Below are 18,351 nucleotides of genomic sequence, written 5' to 3' on the forward strand. Positions count from 1 at the left end.
TGTGTGAATAATCATTAAGTTTTGAGCAAAAAAAATCGAGATGGTGCGGGCACCCTCTCGACAAAAACTCTGGAGAGTTTTTGTTCCTCAGTAGTATTATACACGGATGCCCACAAATGATGCAATCTCTTTTGAAGTTGTTGATCTGAGGTGACTTATCAGTATCTTTGTCTTTTCTTTGTTTCGGCAACTAATTGAAACTCTTTCCACTAAAGGCTCGTTGCATCAGGCTGTTGTAGTTGTTTTCCATTTCGGTTAGTGATTGCTCCATGAGTTGTTTTTGGACTTCGATTTTTTGGACAATCTCGGCGAATTGGTTTTGGAGTTTCAAAGGAGGTACAACAATTCTAATTCTTTTCATTTGACTTAACACCAGATCTCTATTAGCAATACCCCTGGTGTATTTTTGTGCTTGTTCGTAACAGTATTTGGAATTTAGCATTTGCTCAAAATACTTGCCATTTATCTTATCTTTATCAAATTTTAGAACCGCTATGTGTACCCAATTTAAAAATTTTATGTCAATATCAACAAGTTTTGCATACCCAGTTGTTCCACCTTTAGTATATAGTATATCTCCGTAATCTGGCTTACATCTGCTTTTGTTTTCTTCATATACTTCGTTGCTTATATATCTAACCTCTGAAAAATCCCATTTTCCTTTAATTATATCCTTAACAGAAACAAACGGTATGCCGCTCTCAACATATTCAAGGGATTTATGTGGACCATCTTTGACAAAATAACAACTTTCTCCAATGCTTGAATTTGTCCAACTATGCTTGTTTATTGCCGGATCTCCAAACATCTCATAAAACGTGGATTGAATCAGCTCATCCATCAGCTCAATCTGCTCTTTTCGCTTGTCGATGAGCGACTGTGCTTTGTCCAGGACTTGGACGATTTTTTGCTGGATTTTGATGGGCGGCAGGGGGATGACAATATCCTCCACAATTTTCTTAGATATTTCCTTGAAAGTGGCTCCTCTACCCAATGCATTAAGTTGATCATATTGGCTTGCTAAATAATAGTACAAATACTCGCTATCCAAAACAGCGCTATTACAAATGATATTCTTGAATCCCTGATTTGTACAAAGCTCAACACCTGCCAAGGCTACTTTTCCGATTGGCGCTCTTGTTGTTAATAGGACTGTGCCAACTGGAAGCATTTTAAGATTGCTGGATTCAAATCCTTCATCGGTTATTTTCCTGCTTGTTGAGTAGATATATCCGTTACTCTTTTTTTCTAAATCAGCTGGTGTTATCCAATATATTCTGCCTTCCCAATATTCTTTTTTATTGGTTTTTGGAGTGCTTCCAGAAACAATTTCAGCAACATCTTTTAGCTTTACAATCTCCACCCCTACACCATCCTCTCAATGTCATCCAACCCATCAAGAATCTGCTGTTCCAGGGTTCTGATTTTCCCAATAATCACTTTAGGTGCTTCGTACTGCACTTCTTCATATTCCGTTTCCTTGTACCGGTTAATGGACAGGTCGTAATCATTCCCCACAATCTCTGCTTTGTCCACCAGAAAGGATTGCTCTGTTCGCTTTCGGTCCTGCTCTGCTTCCCGGTTGTGGAAGCGGTGGATGATGTCCTGGATGTCGTTCTGCTCAATGGGCTGGCGCTTGTCGTCCAGGGAATAGCCGTCGGCTTTCATGTCGTAGAACCAGACTTTGTCGGTGCCGCCGGAGCCGGTTTTGGTGAAGATCATAATGGCAGTGGACACGCCGGCATAGGGTTTGAAGACGCCGCTGGGCATGGAAATAATGGCGTGAAGGTGGTGGTTTTCGATGATTTCCTTGCGGATGGCTTTGTGAGCGTTGGAGCTGCCAAAGAGGACACCGTCGGGGACAATGGAGGCCACCCGGCCGCCTTTTTTCAGGATGCGCAAAAACAGGGACAGGAAGAGGATCTCTGTCTTTTTGGTTTTAGTTATTTGCAGCAGCTCGGCAGAAACGCTGTCGTAGTCCAGGGAGCCTTTAAAGGGGGGATTAGCCAACACCAAAGTATAGCGGTCTTTGTCTTTGTTCACTTCCGCCAGGGAGTCCCGGTATTCGATGTTGGGGTTTTCCACGCCGTGAAGCATCATGTTCATGGCGCCGATGCGGAGCATGGTGCGGTCCATGTCGTTGCCGTGGAACATGGTTTTGCTGTAATGCTCTTTCAGCTCTTTGTTGGCAAAGAGGTCTTCGTGATTTTTCTGCAGGTATTCACCGGCGGCCACCAGAAAACCGGCAGAACCGGCGGCGGGGTCGATGATGGTGTCCGTGGGGGTGGGTTGCATGAGGGCCACCATCATGCGGATGATGTGGCGGGGTGTGCGGAACTGGCCGTTGGTGCCGGCGGTGGATAGCTTGGTCAGCAGGTATTCGTAGAGATCGCCGTTGGCGTCCCGGTCTTCCAGGGGCAGGGCGTCAACGTTGGTGACGATTTTTTCCAGCATCTGGGGAGTGGGGATCATGAAGATGGCGTCGTCCATGTATTTGGCGAAGGCGGAGTTGGCGTCGCCGTGCATGTTTTTGATAAAGGGAAAGACTTGCTTACTCACCACTTCGTACATGGCGTTGGCGTGGAGCTGCTTGAAGTTTTTCCAGCGGTAGTTTTCCTGGTCTGGGGCGAACATGCGCTCGGGTTCAATGCCCAGGATTTCGGCGTTTTGCTCCAGGTCCGTTTGTTTATCGTCCAGCCCTTTGATAAAGAGGAGGTAGGTGAATTGTTCGATGACGGAGAGGGGGTTGGTGATGCCGCCTGTCCAAAAGATTTCCCAGATTTTGTCTACTTTGTTTTTCAGTTCGCCTGTGATCATGTGTTGCCTCCTGTTGTTTTGTTGTGTCACTTTGAGTGATATGGGTGAAGATACCCTTGCCTTCCATTATACAGGTTTTATTCGTCAAAAACGGGAATATTTCTTCAATTTTATTGAAATACTGTTCACCTTTTTCATCTTTTTTTAACTTTTGGGTCTACCAGTGTCAGTGGTGTGTGCCATAGAGCTACAAAACCGCCTGCGGCGGTATTACAGTGAATAGGTGATTTTGTCCACAGCCGTATTACGCATGCTATTTCCTATACCTTAAAAAGCCTGCGGCATGCAATCCGTTGAGCATTGCACGCCACAGGCTTTTTTGAATGATGCTGCTATTACGTTGTCCTGGCTAGTTTCACATTGACCTCAACCCGGGTGCCCACGCCCGGTGTGCTGGTGATCTTGATTTCGCCGCCCATCAGCTCCACCAGCTCACGGGTGATGGCCAGGCCCAGCCCTGTGCCTTTTGATTGAGACACTGAGCCGTCATCTGCCTGGTAGAAGGGCCGGAAGAGTTTTTTCAGGGTTTCTTGGGTCATGCCGGGTCCGGTGTCTTCCACCACCAGCTTCAAGTGGTGGTGTTCGGCGGTTTCCTCACAATGGATGGCGATGTGCACCTCACCTTTTTCAGTGAACTTGATGGCATTGCCGCCCAGGTTCAGGATGATCTGCCGCAGCCGGTCTGGATCTGCCAACGCTTGGTGTGGCAGGTTATTGGCCAGGGTTATTTCCAGGCGAAGGTGCTTTTGAATGGCCAGGGAGCGAAGGGGGGCAAAGGCTATTTGTATTTCATCTTCCAGGCAGAAGACTCTTTTATTCAGTTTGATTCCTCCGGCTTCAATTTTGGCGTAATCCAGCACGTTATTGATAATGGCCAGCAAATTGCTGGCGGCCTGTTGCATGTTGTGAAGGAACTCCGCCTGCTCTTCATCCAGTGGCGTGGTTTCAAGAAGTTGAATGAAACCGATGAATCCGTTGAGGGGGGTGCGCATTTCGTGGTTCATGTGGGAGAGGTAACGGCTCTTGGCTTCATTGGCATCTTTGGCCTGGCCCAGGGCTGCTTCCAGTTGCTGGTTCTTCTGTTCCAGCAGTTGGGTGAATTCCTGCAGCTTTTCTTCCACCTGTTTTCGCTGGGTAATGTCTTCACAAAAGGCGACCAGCTGATTTTCGTCAATACGGGCAATGTGGATGCTGCCCCAGTATCGTTCCCCATTTTTACGAAGGCCGATGTACTCGCCTGAAACGGGACCCAGATCCTTTTCTTCTCCCTTTCCCACTTTGCCGGCTGCCCCCAGTTCCGGGGGCAGAAGATCGATGACTTTCATGGTTTTCAGTTCTTCCTCTGTGTACCCGGTCATCTCACAGCCTGCCGGGTTTGCCCGCAGGTAACGGGTTTCGTGGTCTGTGACGAAAATGCCCAGGGGAGATTTATCCACATAGGCACGGTAGGCCTGTTCATTTTTTTCCAGGGCCAGTTCCATTTCTTTTCGCTCTGTAATGTCTGTGCGGGTGCCTCTCATGATCAGGGGTTTGCCATCATTTGTACGAGAAACCACTTTGCCCCTGTCTTCCACCCACACCCAGTGACCTGCTTTGTGCTTCATTCGAAACTCGACGGTGAACATAGAACCCTTTTCAGCGGCCTCGTCAAAAATAGAATAGGCTTTTTTGAGATCATCAGGGTGAATCATGTGGCGCCATGCTTGGGCATCGGTGGGCTGCAGCTCTGAAATCGAATAGCCCAGCATTTCAGCCCACCGGTCATTATAGTCGTTTTCGCCTGTCTGCACATTGTATTCCCAGATAGCCACATGGGTGGCCTGAATAATTTCGTTGAGACGGTTCCGCTCATCTTCCAGATCCTGCAGGTTTTTTGACCGATCAAGGAACAGCCCCACCTGGGAGGCGAAAAGATCAGCCAGTTCCTGATTGATCAGGGATTTACCCTTGTGCATGATCAGGGTGAACTCCCCCATGATTTGATCCATTTTGTTGATTTTGATGACAGCCACCTGCCCCAGGTGAAGGGTTTTTTCCAGCAGGCTGACAAGGGTGGCCGGGAACACATTGCCCATGCTCTCCTGAAGGCTGTTGAAGGTGGTCAGATTGCTTGTCTCAATGGCTGCGCGGCGGGCCTGATCGTAGGGCCACCTTTTGCCCACCAGTTGAAAGCCCAGGAGACTGGACATTTTCATCAGGTATTCAGGCGGGCCGGCAACAGCCTCTGTGACGACTTCCATGGTGCTTTCGTCAAGAAGGTTTAGGAAGGCATAGTCGGCCCCGGTGATGGCGCGCATGAAGGCGATGATTTCGTTAAGATCCGGCGCCTGGTTGGTTTCCATAAATTGCCGGTTAAAGACCATCATCTGCTTTAGTGCCTCTTTTTCATGATGTTGCTGGGTAATGTCATTAAACTGCTGCCGATCGGTTGAATGGTTGCCGTTCCCTTTTACCATACGGCACCCTCCTCATGCTTAATGAATTCTCTTCCTATTGATGATTCTTCATGATGATTCTTTTTTTATTCTCTGCCTTTCACTGTGATCATGCCGGCAGATGGATCTCATTCATTTATGATTATAGAGAATACATATCCATTTATTTGATTTTTACTCGATGAACTGACTGCGAATTGCTACGCGAGGAATCGGTGGAGACTTGAAAGGGCAAACAGGAAAAGCGGGCCAGGCGGCCCGCTTCAAGCTGAAGCAATCTGAATCAATTTTCCATATCATTCGTTACACTTCCGCAACCACTTCTGCTTCGTCTTCATACACCTCTTTAAACTGGGCGAAGCCTACCAGTGCGTAGATGGCTGCGATGATGGGGCAAAGGATGCAGAAGAATGCGTAGGGGGCGTAGGCGAAGACATCGACACCCAGAACGCCGCTGACAAACACCGCTGCCGTTGACCAGGGCACCAGGTAGGCAAAGATGGTACCGCCATCTTCCAGTGTTCTTGATAGCACCACCCGGCTCAGTTCATACTTTTTATAGGAGTTTTTCATAATCTGGCCTGTTAAAATGATGGCGATATACTGGCTGGCACACAGTACGGTGACCACTAAGCCAATCACCAGGGTGGAGATGACCACTGCAGGTTTGGAGTTAACCACTTTGCTCAGTTTGCTGAGAATCACGGTGAGCACACCGATTCGCTGCAAAATTTCTCCCATTCCAACTGCGAGAAATGCCAGGGCGGTGGCACCCATCATTCCCAGCATGCCGCCTCTTGAAAGCAGTCTGTTTAAATCAGCAATGTCGGTGTTGATGGAGAACCCTGTACCCAGAGAGCTCATGATGGTTTTGATGTCATAAATGCCGCCCTGGAAGATGAAGGCCATGACGATTCCCAGCAGCGCACTGGCGACGAGGGCCGCAATGGGCGGCACTTTTTTGACGGCCAGCACAACCGTGATAATGGGGACCAACAGCAGCAGCGGGTTGATGTTGAAGTTCTGTGTCAGGGCCTGCTGCATGCTGATGATGATGGTCGTATCCAGTGTTTCTGCACTGTAGCGCATGCTGATGATAAAGTAGAGCACGGCGGAGATGATCATGGCCGGCACCGTGGTGTACAGCATGGACCTGACGTGGTCAAAGACATTGGCGTCAGCCATGGCGGCGGCCAGGTTGGTGGAGTCGGAAAAGGGGGACAGCTTGTCTCCGAATACAGAGCCGGAGACGATCATGCCTGCGGTAATGGCCGGATTGATGTTCAGGCCAATGCTGATCCCCATAAACGCCACCCCCAAAGTGGATATGGCTGAATAGGAGCTTCCTGTGAAAAAGGAAAGAATACAGCAAATAAAGAAGCCGGCCAGCAGGAAGGAGGTAGGCGTTAACACACCCAGCCCATAGTAGATGATGGTGGGAACGATGCCGGACACAATCCACGAGCCGATGACAGCCCCCACCGTCATGAGGATCATGGCTGCCATGATGACTTTTCCACATCCATCAAGAAAGAACTGGTGTACTTCTTCCAGTGTGAAGCCGCTCAACAGGCCGGCAATGGCGGCTGCCACCACTGCCAGCAGGAAGATGGCCTGGGTGTTGATCTTGAAAACGCCAAACCCCACCATGAAGATGGCTGCCAGGGCCAGCATCACCACTACTGCCATTCCAAAGCTTACCTGCCGGTTGTCCTTCAACTTCTCTTTTGAGCTTTCCATTTTTTTACCCCCTTGTCACTGTTGGTTAATGGTCGCCGCCTGCATTTCCCCTGATTTTTGCCGTTTCCTTCGCATCCACTTCAAAGGTTTCCTGATGAATCACGACGCCGTACTTCTCTTTGGCCCTTTCAAAAGATACCAGCCCCATTTCCACGTCTTCCCGTACTTTTTCCGGGTCTCTTTCGAAGGGATTGCCGCAGCCTCCTCCACTGGCGGTGATGCAGGTAACGGTGTCGCCGTAGTTGAGAAAAATCACATCTCCCATGGCGTACTCCAGCACCTGCTCATTTTTCTTTCCTTCATTGATGATCCACTGGCTGGTTTCCCCCGGCAAACCGCCGAAGATACCCTGGGGCGGAATTTTGGATTTCTGGGAAACATGGGAGAAGATGCCGTCGTAACCCAGCAGCTGCCACTTTCTTCGCTGGGCGAACCCGCTGCGGAATTTTCCTGCTCCCTCTGAATCGGGGAGGATGGACCGCTCAATGAAGAGCATGGGAGCTTCAATCTCCTGGGCTTCAAGGGGTGGTATGGGGCAGTTGGTCACGTGACAGGACATGATGCTGACGCCGTCGCTGTGGGGTCTGGCACCCAGGCCTCCCGGCACGATTTCGCCCCAATACTGGCGGTGGTTGACTTCCCCTCCCCGGGGATGGGTTTCAAGGTTGGTGCCTGAGCAGAAGTCATAATTGGTGCCGCAGGAATCTGCCATCACCTTGTCGGGAATCGCCTGGGCCATGGCGCCCATGATGAGGTCCACCAGAATATGGTCGGTGACCATGCGCTGGAAGCAGCCAATGGGCATGGTGCAGTTCACCAGGGTTCCTTCAGGGGCAACGACTGTGACGGGACGGTGGCAGCCCTGGTTGCTGGGGATGTGGGCATTGGTGATGCACCGCATGGTGTAATAGGTTGCCGAGATGGTGGCCGACAGGGGGGAGTTGATGGGCCCCCGAATTTGCTTGTCGGTGCCGGTGTAATCGAAGGTGATGTTGTCACCTTCAACGATGACGGTGAGCTTCAGGGTGTAGGGTCCTCCCTGGAAGCCGTCGTCCAGGATTTTTTCTTCGTGTTCATACCGGCCGTCTTTGATGCGCCTGATCTCGTTTCGGGTTAACCGCTCGGAGTAGCCGAGGAGGTCTTCCACCACTGCGTTCACCAGTTCCAGCCCATATTTTTTAACAATTTGCCGAAAACCCTTGCTGCCGATGTTGCAGGCAGAGATCTGGGCCATGAGATCGCCCTTCATATCTCTGGGGTTGCGGGTGTTGTTGAGGATCACATTCCACAGGGCTTCATTGCGCACCCCTTTGTCGTAGAGCTTCACCGGCTCCATGAGAAAGCCTTCCTGCCAGATTTCCACTGTCCAGGAATCGCCTGTCCATACGCCGCCAACATCTTTGTGGTGGAGCATTGTCACAGAGAAAGCGATGAGGGCTTCTTCATCGGAAAAAACCGGCGCAATCATGATCAGGTCTTTGGTATGGTGGCTCCCCAGAGATTCGCCCCCTGCATAGGGATGGTTGGTGAGGATCAGGTCGCCGGGGTACATCTCTTCCCGACTGAAGTATTTGGTGAGCACCGTGTTCAGGCACGGCCCCAGGCAATTCAGGTGAATGGGCACGTTGGCACCTTCGGCCAGCAGCCTTCCCTGGCTGTCGAAGACTGCCGAGGAGCAGTCCATCATTTCTTTAACAATGGTGGAATAACTGCTTCTCACCATGGTGGCCGACATCTGTTCTGCAACTGAACGAAGGGCATTGTTGACGACTTCCAGCAAAATGGCATTGGACATTTACTTCACCTCTTCTCCCTTGAGATTTGTGTGCATGACGATGTTCTTCATTTCATCAATGACGGCGGTGTGACCGGGGTAGACCACGGTGGTGGCACCCATTTCTGCGATGATGGCGGGGCCTTCCACCTGTTCCCCGGCCTTCAGTGAATCCCGGTTGATGACCTCTACAGGGTATTCCCTGCCGGCAAAAATGGCGGTGCCGGCCAGTCGTTCGTCGCCTGCTTCAGATTGGATTAATCTGGCATTTTGCAGCAGGTCTGGCTTGCTGAAGGTGCCGATGGCGCTGACCCTGTAATTGACAAACTCAATGGGGTCTTCCCGCATGCAGTGGCCGTAGGCCTGTTCGTGGAGGGTATGAAACTGGTGAATCATGTTGTCAATGTCGTCTTCACTCAGCACTTTGGACGGCATGGGCACACTGATCTCAAAGGCCTGGCCGAAATAGCGCATGTCACAGGTGCGCACCAGCAGAATATGTTCTTTGTTCACCTGCTGTTTTTCAAGCTCCCGGAGTCCCTGCTGATCAAGTTCGGTGTAGATCTGGTTCAGCAGGCGGGCACTGATTTGTTCCTTTGTCATCAGCCGTGTGTGCACCCGGTCACATTTGATGTCAGAGAGCACCAGTCCCAAGGCACAGAAGGTGCCCGGTGAGTAGGGGACGATTACCTTGGGGATTTCCAGATCTTCTGCCAGTTTTCCTGCATGAAGGCCTCCTGCGCCGCCGAAGGCCACCAGGGTGAAATCTCTGGGATCATATCCTTTCTGAACGGAAACGAACTTAATGGCCCTGATCATATTGGAATTCACCACATCAATAATGCCTTCCGCTGCCTTCACCAGGTCAATTGCCAACGGCTCTGCCACATATTCCCTGATGGCGGCGGCGGTTTTTTCCATGGCGTTCTCCAGGTTTTCCTCAAAGATTTCCGGCCGGATTCTGCCGGTGACCAGGTTGGCGTCTGTCACCGTTGGCCGGGTGCCGCCTTTGCCATAGCATACCGGCCCCGGGTCGGCACCGGCGCTGATGGGCCCCACCTTCAGGGCGCCGCCTTCGTCACACCAGGCAATGCTGCCGCCGCCTGCACCGATGAAACTCAGGTCAACGGTGGGAATGCTGATGGGGTAGCCTTCCACACTGTTTTCTGTGGTGAAGCGCATGATGTTGTTCTGAATCAGGGCCACATCGGCACTGGTGCCCCCCATGTCCAGGGTGATGATGTTTTTTTCGCCAATCAGTTCACACATGTAGTTGGCTGCAATGATACCTGCAATGGGCCCTGATTCTGACACTGATACCGGTTTGCTGAGGGCTGCGTCAAAGGTCATGATACCGGCGTTGCCCTGCATCATGTAGCAGTTGGCTGCCATCTGCTTTTTCTCCATTTCCTCCTTAAACTCCACGATATGGGATGCCATGTTGGGCATCATGTAGGCGTTGATCACCGTGGTGGAGGTGCGTTCGTATTCCCTGAACTGGGGAATGATCTCTGAGGACACCGACACATACACCTCTGGCCACTCCCGTTGAATGATTCGTTTGATTTCAACTTCATGCTGGGGATTTGCATAGGCGTGCATCAGGCACACGGCAACGGCTCTGATGTTTTTTTCTTTCAGTTTTTCAACAATGGCCATCACTTCGGTTTCGCTGACGGGGGTCAGGGCTTCTCCCTTGAAGTTCATCCGCTCGGTCACTTCAAACCGGAGGTTTCTTTTCACCAGCGGCTCTGGCTTTTCCATGTTGATATCGTAGATATTTTCACTGCGATAGGCCCTGCCGATTTCCAGCACGTCTCTGAAGCCTTTGGTGGTGATCAGCGCGGTTGCTTCGCTTTCTTTTTGGGCGATCATGTTCACCACAATGGTGGTGCCATACACCAGTTCCCTGATTTCCTGGGGGCTGATGCCGCATTGCGCCACGATTTTGTTAATGCCGTTATTGATGCCCTTCAAAAGTTCTTTAGGGGTGGTGGGGGTCTTGGTGTAGTAGATTCTTCCGGTATCCACATGGGTTAAGACCACGTCTGTGTTGGTGCCACCGGTATCAATTCCGATACGATACATCTTTTCACCTCTTCTCGTTATTTTGTGCTGCTGTAGTAACTCAGGGAAGACTTCACAAGAGACCGTTCGTACAGGTTCCGGCTGTTCAGATCCAGTGCTTCGATGGGCTTTGACAACAACACATCGATATGGGGAATCATCTGTTTTCCGTAAATCTCCATGCACTCTTTGGCGTCGACGCCGGGCCAGGCATTGCAGCTGATAACCACCCTTCGGTTGGTTGTTGAAACAGAAGGCGGCAGATGTTCATACATGTCATCATCCGGTTCAATGATGTATTTGTCAAGGGTGCCTGTGGGGATTCCCTCGATGCCCTTCACCTGGATGGGAGTGGTCTGTTCATTGTAGGGATCTGCCGCCAGATCAAGAATGACGGCGCACGCCGGCAGGCATGCCAGCAGCTGGTTGCTGATGATGAACCTGGAGGGGTCGGGTCTTTTGCTGGCATCCACCAGCACATGGGTGTGGGCCAGTATTTGTTGAAGCAGGCTCTCCTTTTGGGTCACCGCCCTGGGGAGCATATGAATGATCAGTCCCTTGTCGGTTGTGAGAAACTCGTTGTCTCCAAATGCCTCGAAGGCCTTGGCTGCGTTTGCCGCCACTGCACCCGCGCCGATGATGGAAATGTGAATGAGGTTTTCCTGGATCTGCCTGAAATCATTGGTTCTTTTCTTTAATTCTTCAAAGGCGATTCTTGACCCGGCGGTGGAGGTGCCCCGATAGTTCACCAGAATGCGTTCGTTTTCATCATTCACCATGGCATCCATCGAAAAACAGTTGATTTTTCGCTCTCTCAACAGCTCGTTTCTGGTTTCTCTGGTTTCATAGTGGAGCATGGAGATTAAGACGGCCCCTTCGCGAATGAGATTGATTTCATCTGTTTCGGGACATCGCAGCACAATGATGGCATCGCTTTGATAGACCTCTGCAAGGTCAGCAAAACAGATATGGGGGTTGCTTTGAAGGTAATCAGTTTCAGTAAACCCCAGTCTTTCTCCGTACCCCTTTTCAAGGCAAATGTCCACTTCATAGCCTTGAAGATCTTCAAAAAACCGGGGGAGAAAATCCCGTTTCTCACTTTCTTCTTTATGCATCTTTGGAAAACCGATGGATTTAACCAACCGCATCACCATTCCTCCTGTCCTGTCACTTGATTACTTTCATGTCATTCTGCTTTTTCAGGCTTTAGCCTTCACGCTGCGACAGTTGCTCACATCATGACTTCTATTAAGTGCAATTACCATGCCATGAAGTTATCTGTTCCATAATGGCTATTTTTCAACGTTGCAATGTTTGATTGTTCGGAAAATTCGTTGCATTGTTGGCACATGTTGCATTTTCGCAACACTATTTTGGTGTTAATGGTTTTGTTTTTCTCTTTTTCTTTCAAAATCGCCTTTGGCTTAATGATTTCGTTGCATTTACGGCACATTTATGTGAATCTCTTCTTGAACTTGTCGGGATATATGGTATGCTTAAGTCAATAATGGAAATATTCTGAAGTAGGGAGGGAGATGGTTAAGTGGAAGACTACAAGCAGAATTTCCTGAAAAAGCTGACTGAAGCATCCCTTGATTTAAATGAAACTGAAACGGTATTGGCAACATACGTGAAGGAAAACTACAAAAAAGTATCGCTTCTTGACCTGGACGATGTGTCGAAAATTTTGTCCATTGAACCGGTACACATTGTGCGGTACATTACCAAACTGGGATTTAAAAATTATGAGGATTTAAGAAGCACACTGCGGGATTTTGCCATGTCTGAACTCAGTTCTGCCGACCGGTTTGAGTTTTCTCAGATCAGCCTGGCGCCACAAATTAGCAACATTAAGAATGTGGTCATTCATAAAGAGCTGTCCAACCTCAACAAACTCATTGATCGCTTTGATGAGGCCGCCTTCTACTCACTTCTGGAAAGAATCATCATTGCACCGGAAATCATCGTGGTGGGTACCCGAAGCTCCAGTATTCTGGCCCTCTACATTGATCAGATGTTTAACAAGCTGGGCAAACATACCATTGCCATTACTTCAGGAGCCACCACTCAGCTGGATAACCTGCCACTGCTTCACAATGAAGCCCTGGTGCTGGCCCTGGGTTTTGCCCGTTATCCAAAAGAAACGGTTCGAATGGTCAGCTTTTTCAAGAAACGTCAGCATGCGGTTGTTTCCATCACCGATCACGCCACTTCACCGCTGGCCCCGTTTTCTGATGTAACCTTTACTGTTCCCTGTCAGTCAGTCTCCATCACCGACTTTTATGCCACACCTTTCAGCGTCATCAATATGATCATCATTCTGTTGAGTCAGATCGACAAAGACAGATCAGCCAGCTACTTAAACCGATTTGAGGATATGGCCAAAGACTTTGGTTTCTATTTCTGAGGTGAAAAACAGTGGCGGAGGGATCAAAAATCATGAAATTTGACGTTGTTTATGATCAAGATGATTGTGCCATCATTCCTCAGAATTTTGCTGCGTTCAAAATCGGCAGCATTATCACCAGCAACCCGGCCATGGTTGACCTGATCAACGTGTGCTTGCGAATCGCCAAGTCGGATGCTCCCATTCTCATCACCGGTGAATCTGGCGTGGGAAAGGAGCTGCTTGCTGAGTTGATCCACAGCAACAGCAACCGGCGCAAGGAGCCTTTTCTGAAAATCAACTGTGCCGCCATTCCTGACAGCCTGAAGGAATCGGAACTGTTTGGATACGAGCCGGGTGCTTTCACCGGAGCACTGAAGCATGGAAAAAAAGGCCTCATTGAGGCTTCCAAGAACAGTACCCTGCTGATGGATGAAATTGGCGAAATGCCCCTGGGAATGCAGTCAACGCTTCTGAGAGTGCTGCAGGATGGCAAGTTTGTCAGAGTCGGCGGCTCTAAGGAAGTGAAATCGGATGTGCGGCTGATTTGTGCCACTAACAGAAACCTGAAAGACTTGGTGGATGAAGGCTTGTTCCGAAATGATTTGTATTTCAGGCTGAATGTGATTCCCATCACCTTGCCGCCTTTATCGGAACGGCCGGAAGATATTTCCCTGCTGGCCCTCTATTACACCGATCATTTCAACCGCCAGTATAATTCGCACAAACGACTGCACCGGAGTGTGCTGGAGGCTTTTTCCATGCGTCAGTGGACGGGAAATGTCAGGGAACTGCGAAACACCATGGAACGGCTGGTGCTTATCGCCGTGAATGAGATGATTTCTGTTGAGGATCTGGATTACATTGATGCCATCAACCACAAGGATTCTCCCGACTGCATGACTGATCAGGCAAAGGATGTCTCTGTGCAGGACAAACCCTTGAAGGCAATGGTGGAAGCGTATGAGATTGATCTTATTAAAAAGGCCATTGAACGGCACGGCAGCCTGAGGAAGGCGGCAAAGGCGCTGGATGTGACACCATCCACCATTTCCCGAAAACTCACCAGGGATAAATAACTGCCCGCTGCATTGGTTCCTGGTTGAAAAAGCGAGATCAAAAACGAATGTCATTCCTTCAGCTCCCATGGTGTATAATAGAAGCCAGCAGTCTCGCACTTCTACCTAATGCTTGCCCCAGCTTTACACCACCACCTTCTTTGGGAGGCGTTCTGCCATGCTGAAGTACCATTTGCGGCCCAAGCGTATTTTATATTTTGTGTTTGTGCTGTTCGTATTGGGGATCCTTTTTGTCAACCGTTCCCATCAGCTGCAGACAGGCAAAAGCCTGTTTCAGCGCACCCGGCTGGAAATTTTGACAGATGAAGAAACCCACTGGTTGAAAGCCAAAGGCGCTTTAAAAGCAGCGGTTCTGACGGATAACGCGCCTCTCAGCGGCTTCTCCTCAGAAGGCTATTGGCGTGGCGTGGATGTGCTGTATCTTGGGTATCTGGAAAGAGAACTGGGGGTTCCCATTGAACTGGTACCCCTGGAACGCGGGGAACAGGTGGCTGCCCTTCAGCAGGGTGAGGTGGATCTCATCATCGCCCCGCCCCTCATGAAATATAAGGAAATCCTTCGTTACACCCTGCCCCTTTATGAAATCAGAAGCATCGCCGTTACCGCTTCGTCGGGCCTCATCAGTCAGGTCAATGATTTTGCCGGTTTGCGGGTAGCCTTTCTTGAAGAGGATTACACCCAGGAATTTTTGAGTTTAAAGCGCTTGGTGTATCAGGGCAGTGTTGTCACCCATATTGGAAAGGGCCTGGAAGCGGTGAAGGAAGGCAGGACAGACGCTTTCATCGGCCCTGAGCCACTGATTCTAAAAGCCCTTAAAGAAGTGGACGGGTTGCCTGAAAATGGCCAGACAGCAACTAATCTGCCGGATTTGCAGATTGCCGCTCTTCCCGCTGCCAATTTTCATCTAACCGACTTTCCTGTTTTCAAAAAAGAATACTCCCTGGCTGTTCCCACTGAACATGCCATCCTGTTCTCCCTGGTAAACAAGGCGGTCTATAATCTGGAACAGACAGGCACCATGACCCACATTCAACAAAGGATCTTTGGGATCTCTGATCCCCTGGTGGGGGAACCTTTGACAGAACGATACCTGAGCATCCTGGTGATTTTTGGGCTGGCTCTGTCGTTGATCTTCTATCTTTTTTATTCATCCAACTTCTCCCTGCGCATGGCCATTGAGGATAAAATGAAAGAGCTGGATGACAGCCGGCAGGAGCTTCAGAATGCATTTGACGGCATCGAGCATGTCATCATGGTGGTTGACGGAAATTACCGCATCAGGTTGCTGAATCAGTATGCCCTTCGCTGGTTTCAGCAATCTGAATCACAGCTCACCGGAAAAACCCTGGAAGAAATCATGGATGAGCCCTTTTACACCAAAATCATTCCCGTCGTGGCAGACAGTTTTTTAGATCGCGTCAGTCACGACCGGGTGTTTCAGCATGGAAAATGGATTTATGAGCTGGGCACTGCTCCCCTGGAGTACCGTAACGACAGTGTCAGTAAAATGCTGTTAACTCTGAAAGATGTGACCGAAGAATACCAGCAGGAGCAGGTACTGCTTCAGAAAAACAAAATGGCCGCCATCGGCCAGTTGGCTGCCGGCGTTGCCCATGAGATCAGAAACCCCTTGGGGGTGATCCGCAATTACGCGTTTCTGTTGAAGCAGCGTCTTCAGGGCGCTGACACGGCACTGCAATACGCTGAAACCATTGATCAGATTGCCCAGCGGGCCAACGCCATTCTCAATAACCTGCTGGACATCAGCCGCACAGAATCCGGCCAGTGGAAAACCGTATCGGTGCGGCGTTCCATTGCACGTATTGTGGAACTTCAGCAAAGCACCCTCAAGGATAAAACCATTGACATCAGAATAGCGGGTGATGACACCCTGGAGATGAGCCTGCCTTTGGATGTGATGGACACCACCCTGGTGAACCTGATCTCCAATGCCCGTGATGCCATTGACGACCAGGGGAAAATTGAAATTCACTTTGAGAAGGCGAAGGATTTTCTTCATCTCCAAGTGACCGACACTGGGATTGGCATGAACCCTGATGTGAAGCTGAATGTGTTTGACCCGTTTTTCACCACAAAACCACCTGGCGAAGGGGTTGGCCTGGGGCTGAACATTGTTTACAATATGATTCATCAGATCGGCGGCGAAATTCATGTGGAAAGTCACCCTGGCCAGGGCACCACATTCAGCATTCTGATACCAACAAAGAGGGAGGGCTCCCATTGAGAAAAATACACAACTTCAACATCCTCATTGTTGATGACGATACAGACTATCGACACGTTCTGGAACTGTTGCTTTCCAATCAGGGGTACGGCACCCTGTCGGCTTCTGATGCGGCAGAAGCAATGGCGCTGATCCGCCAACACGAAATCGATCTGATGATCACCGACTATCGCATGAAAGGCATGGATGGCATTGCCCTCTTGAATGAAGTGCGGCGGTCCAATCCCGGCATTAGTATCATTATCATAACCGCTTACGGCTCTGTGGAAAAAGCGGTGGAGGCCATGAGGCAGGGGGCTTTTACCTATGTGATCAAAGGAAGCGACCCGGAAGAACTGTTGCTGGAGATTGAAAAAATCAAACACTTCCGGCATTTGGAACTGGAAAACCGCACCCTTAAAAAACAAACCAATCAGTTCGACTTTATGCTGAACACCCATCATGGTCACTTCAGGCACCTGATTGAAACTGCGAAACGGGCGGCCGACAGCAATGCCAACATTTTGGTTTTGGGTGAATCGGGGGTGGGGAAGGAAGTGCTGGCCCGGTACATTCATCAGAACAGCTCCCGGGAAGCAAACCAGTTCATGGCGGTGAACTGCCATGTTTTTTCAGACAGCGTGCTGGAGTCTGAGTTGTTCGGCCATGAAAAGGGCTCGTTTACAGGGGCAGTGGCCCGGCGCATCGGCCGGTTTGAAGCAGCTGACGGCGGCACCCTGTTTCTGGATGAGGTTGGCGACATGCCCCTGAGCACCCAGGCAAAGCTGCTGCGGGTTTTGGAAAACCACGAAATAGAGCGCATCGGGAGCAATCAGCCCCTTTCTGTTGATTTTCGACTCATCGCTGCCACTCATAAAAACCTGGATGACGAAATTCGAAAGGGACGCTTTCGGGAAGACCTTTATTTCAGAATCGCCACCATTGTGCTGGAAGTCCCACCTCTGAGAGAACGCCGGGAAGACCTGCCTTTATACATTGATTATTTTATCAATCAGATTCAGCAGGATCTGAAAAAACAAGTCAGCGGCATGGAGCCCGCTGTGGAAAGATTTCTGCTGGAATATCGCTACCCAGGGAACATTCGTGAAATGCGCAATATCATTGAACGGTTAATTGTGCTCAGCAGCACGGGCACGTTGATGGAAAAAGACCTGCCCACGCCAAAATCACCGACACCGGCCACCGGCAAGCCGGAAGCTGCTTCTGAAGCATTTGAAACCTTCTCCGAAGGTGGGGCTGCCGGTTCTTTCAAACCCCTGCGGGTTATCCGCCAGGAAGCCGAAAGCCGGCATATTCAGGAAGTACTGAAGCAGTGTGACTACAATGTATCAGAGGCTTCCAGGATTCTGGAAATCAGCCATCGTCAGCTGAACAACAAAATTAACGAATACGGGTTGCGCACCCCCGCAAGAAATTAATTGCGGGAAATCGCAAGAAAAATATTTCCTGCAGGAAATTTATTTCCTGTAATGAAATCAAATGGACCCTCCTTTTTACCTGGACGTTGCTTCTTCAACGTCCAGGTTTTACTATTTTCAGCTAATTCACTTTTTTTATACTTATCGGATATTTCCGGCATCATTTTTGCAAAAGGGTATGAGGAAGAAACAGATCTTCATTTCATAAGGATCGGAGGAAATCGATCATGACCACCCCCCGCTTAGAAGACCTGATGCACAAAGCCCGCAGCGCCCAGGCCGCCTATGCCCACTTCAGCCAGGCCCAGGTGGATGCCCTTGTGCGGGCCATCGCCAAAGTCGTCTACGACAATGCCGAAGCCCTGGCGAAAATGGCCGTGGAAGAAACCC

At 49.9% G+C, this 18,351-nt stretch carries 12 protein-coding genes; 4 read left to right on the forward strand and 8 right to left on the reverse strand.

Annotated features, from left to right (window positions below; translation table 11 throughout):
• Positions 1-190: 190 nt before the first annotated feature.
• The 7 genes from AAIG11_RS08100 to AAIG11_RS08130 all read right to left on the reverse strand — a co-directional run bounded on the left by AAIG11_RS08100 (position 191) and on the right by AAIG11_RS08130 (position 11,981).
• Positions 191-1,363, reverse strand: a complete 1,173-nt coding sequence (locus AAIG11_RS08100; RefSeq protein WP_343185736.1) for a restriction endonuclease subunit S — start codon at positions 1,361-1,363, stop codon at positions 191-193.
• Positions 1,364-1,365: 2 nt separating this feature from the next.
• Positions 1,366-2,817, reverse strand: a complete 1,452-nt coding sequence (locus AAIG11_RS08105) for a type I restriction-modification system subunit M (protein ID WP_343185737.1) — start codon at positions 2,815-2,817, stop codon at positions 1,366-1,368.
• 335 nt (positions 2,818-3,152) lie between these two features.
• Entirely contained in the window at positions 3,153-5,273 is a 2,121-nt protein-coding gene (locus AAIG11_RS08110) for a PAS domain S-box protein (protein WP_343185738.1), read from the reverse strand.
• Positions 5,274-5,555: 282 nt separating this feature from the next.
• Positions 5,556-6,992, reverse strand: coding sequence for a Na+/H+ antiporter NhaC (gene nhaC / locus AAIG11_RS08115; RefSeq protein WP_343185739.1), 1,437 nt, complete (start codon positions 6,990-6,992; stop codon positions 5,556-5,558).
• A 25-nt stretch (positions 6,993-7,017) separates the two neighbouring features.
• The gene (locus AAIG11_RS08120; protein WP_343185740.1) at positions 7,018-8,787 is read right to left on the reverse strand and encodes a hydantoinase B/oxoprolinase family protein; all 1,770 of its coding nucleotides are present in this window, start codon (positions 8,785-8,787) and stop codon (positions 7,018-7,020) included.
• Entirely contained in the window at positions 8,788-10,854 is a 2,067-nt protein-coding gene (locus AAIG11_RS08125) for a hydantoinase/oxoprolinase family protein (protein WP_343185741.1), read from the reverse strand. It lies immediately after the preceding gene.
• Between the two features lie 17 nt (positions 10,855-10,871).
• On the reverse strand, positions 10,872-11,981 hold the full coding sequence (locus AAIG11_RS08130; protein ID WP_343185742.1) for a Rossmann-fold NAD(P)-binding domain-containing protein: 1,110 nt from the start codon (positions 11,979-11,981) through the stop codon (positions 10,872-10,874).
• A gap of 395 nt (positions 11,982-12,376) precedes the next feature.
• Here AAIG11_RS08130 and AAIG11_RS08135 point away from each other — a divergent pair, with 395 nt between their 5' ends.
• The 4 genes from AAIG11_RS08135 to AAIG11_RS08150 all read left to right on the forward strand — a co-directional run bounded on the left by AAIG11_RS08135 (position 12,377) and on the right by AAIG11_RS08150 (position 17,961).
• Entirely contained in the window at positions 12,377-13,240 is an 864-nt protein-coding gene (locus AAIG11_RS08135; RefSeq protein WP_343185743.1) for a MurR/RpiR family transcriptional regulator, read from the forward strand.
• Positions 13,241-13,272: 32 nt separating this feature from the next.
• Entirely contained in the window at positions 13,273-14,298 is a 1,026-nt protein-coding gene (locus tag AAIG11_RS08140; RefSeq protein ID WP_343185744.1) for a sigma-54 interaction domain-containing protein, read from the forward strand.
• Between the two features lie 157 nt (positions 14,299-14,455).
• Entirely contained in the window at positions 14,456-16,543 is a 2,088-nt protein-coding gene (locus AAIG11_RS08145; RefSeq protein ID WP_343185745.1) for an ATP-binding protein, read from the forward strand.
• Positions 16,540-17,961, forward strand: a complete 1,422-nt coding sequence (locus tag AAIG11_RS08150) for a sigma-54-dependent transcriptional regulator (RefSeq protein ID WP_343185746.1) — start codon at positions 16,540-16,542, stop codon at positions 17,959-17,961. Before AAIG11_RS08145 ends, AAIG11_RS08150 begins: the two co-directional genes overlap by 4 nt.
• On the opposite strand, the gene AAIG11_RS08155 is transcribed toward AAIG11_RS08150, so the two are convergent.
• Entirely contained in the window at positions 17,958-18,122 is a 165-nt protein-coding gene (locus AAIG11_RS08155) for a hypothetical protein (protein WP_343185747.1), read from the reverse strand. The genes AAIG11_RS08150 and AAIG11_RS08155 overlap by 4 nt on opposite strands.
• Between the last annotated feature and the right edge of the window lie 229 nt (positions 18,123-18,351).

The organism is Anoxynatronum sibiricum (assembly GCF_039414295.1).
In the GTDB taxonomy this organism is placed as follows: domain Bacteria; phylum Bacillota; class Clostridia; order Peptostreptococcales; family Tindalliaceae; genus Anoxynatronum; species Anoxynatronum sibiricum.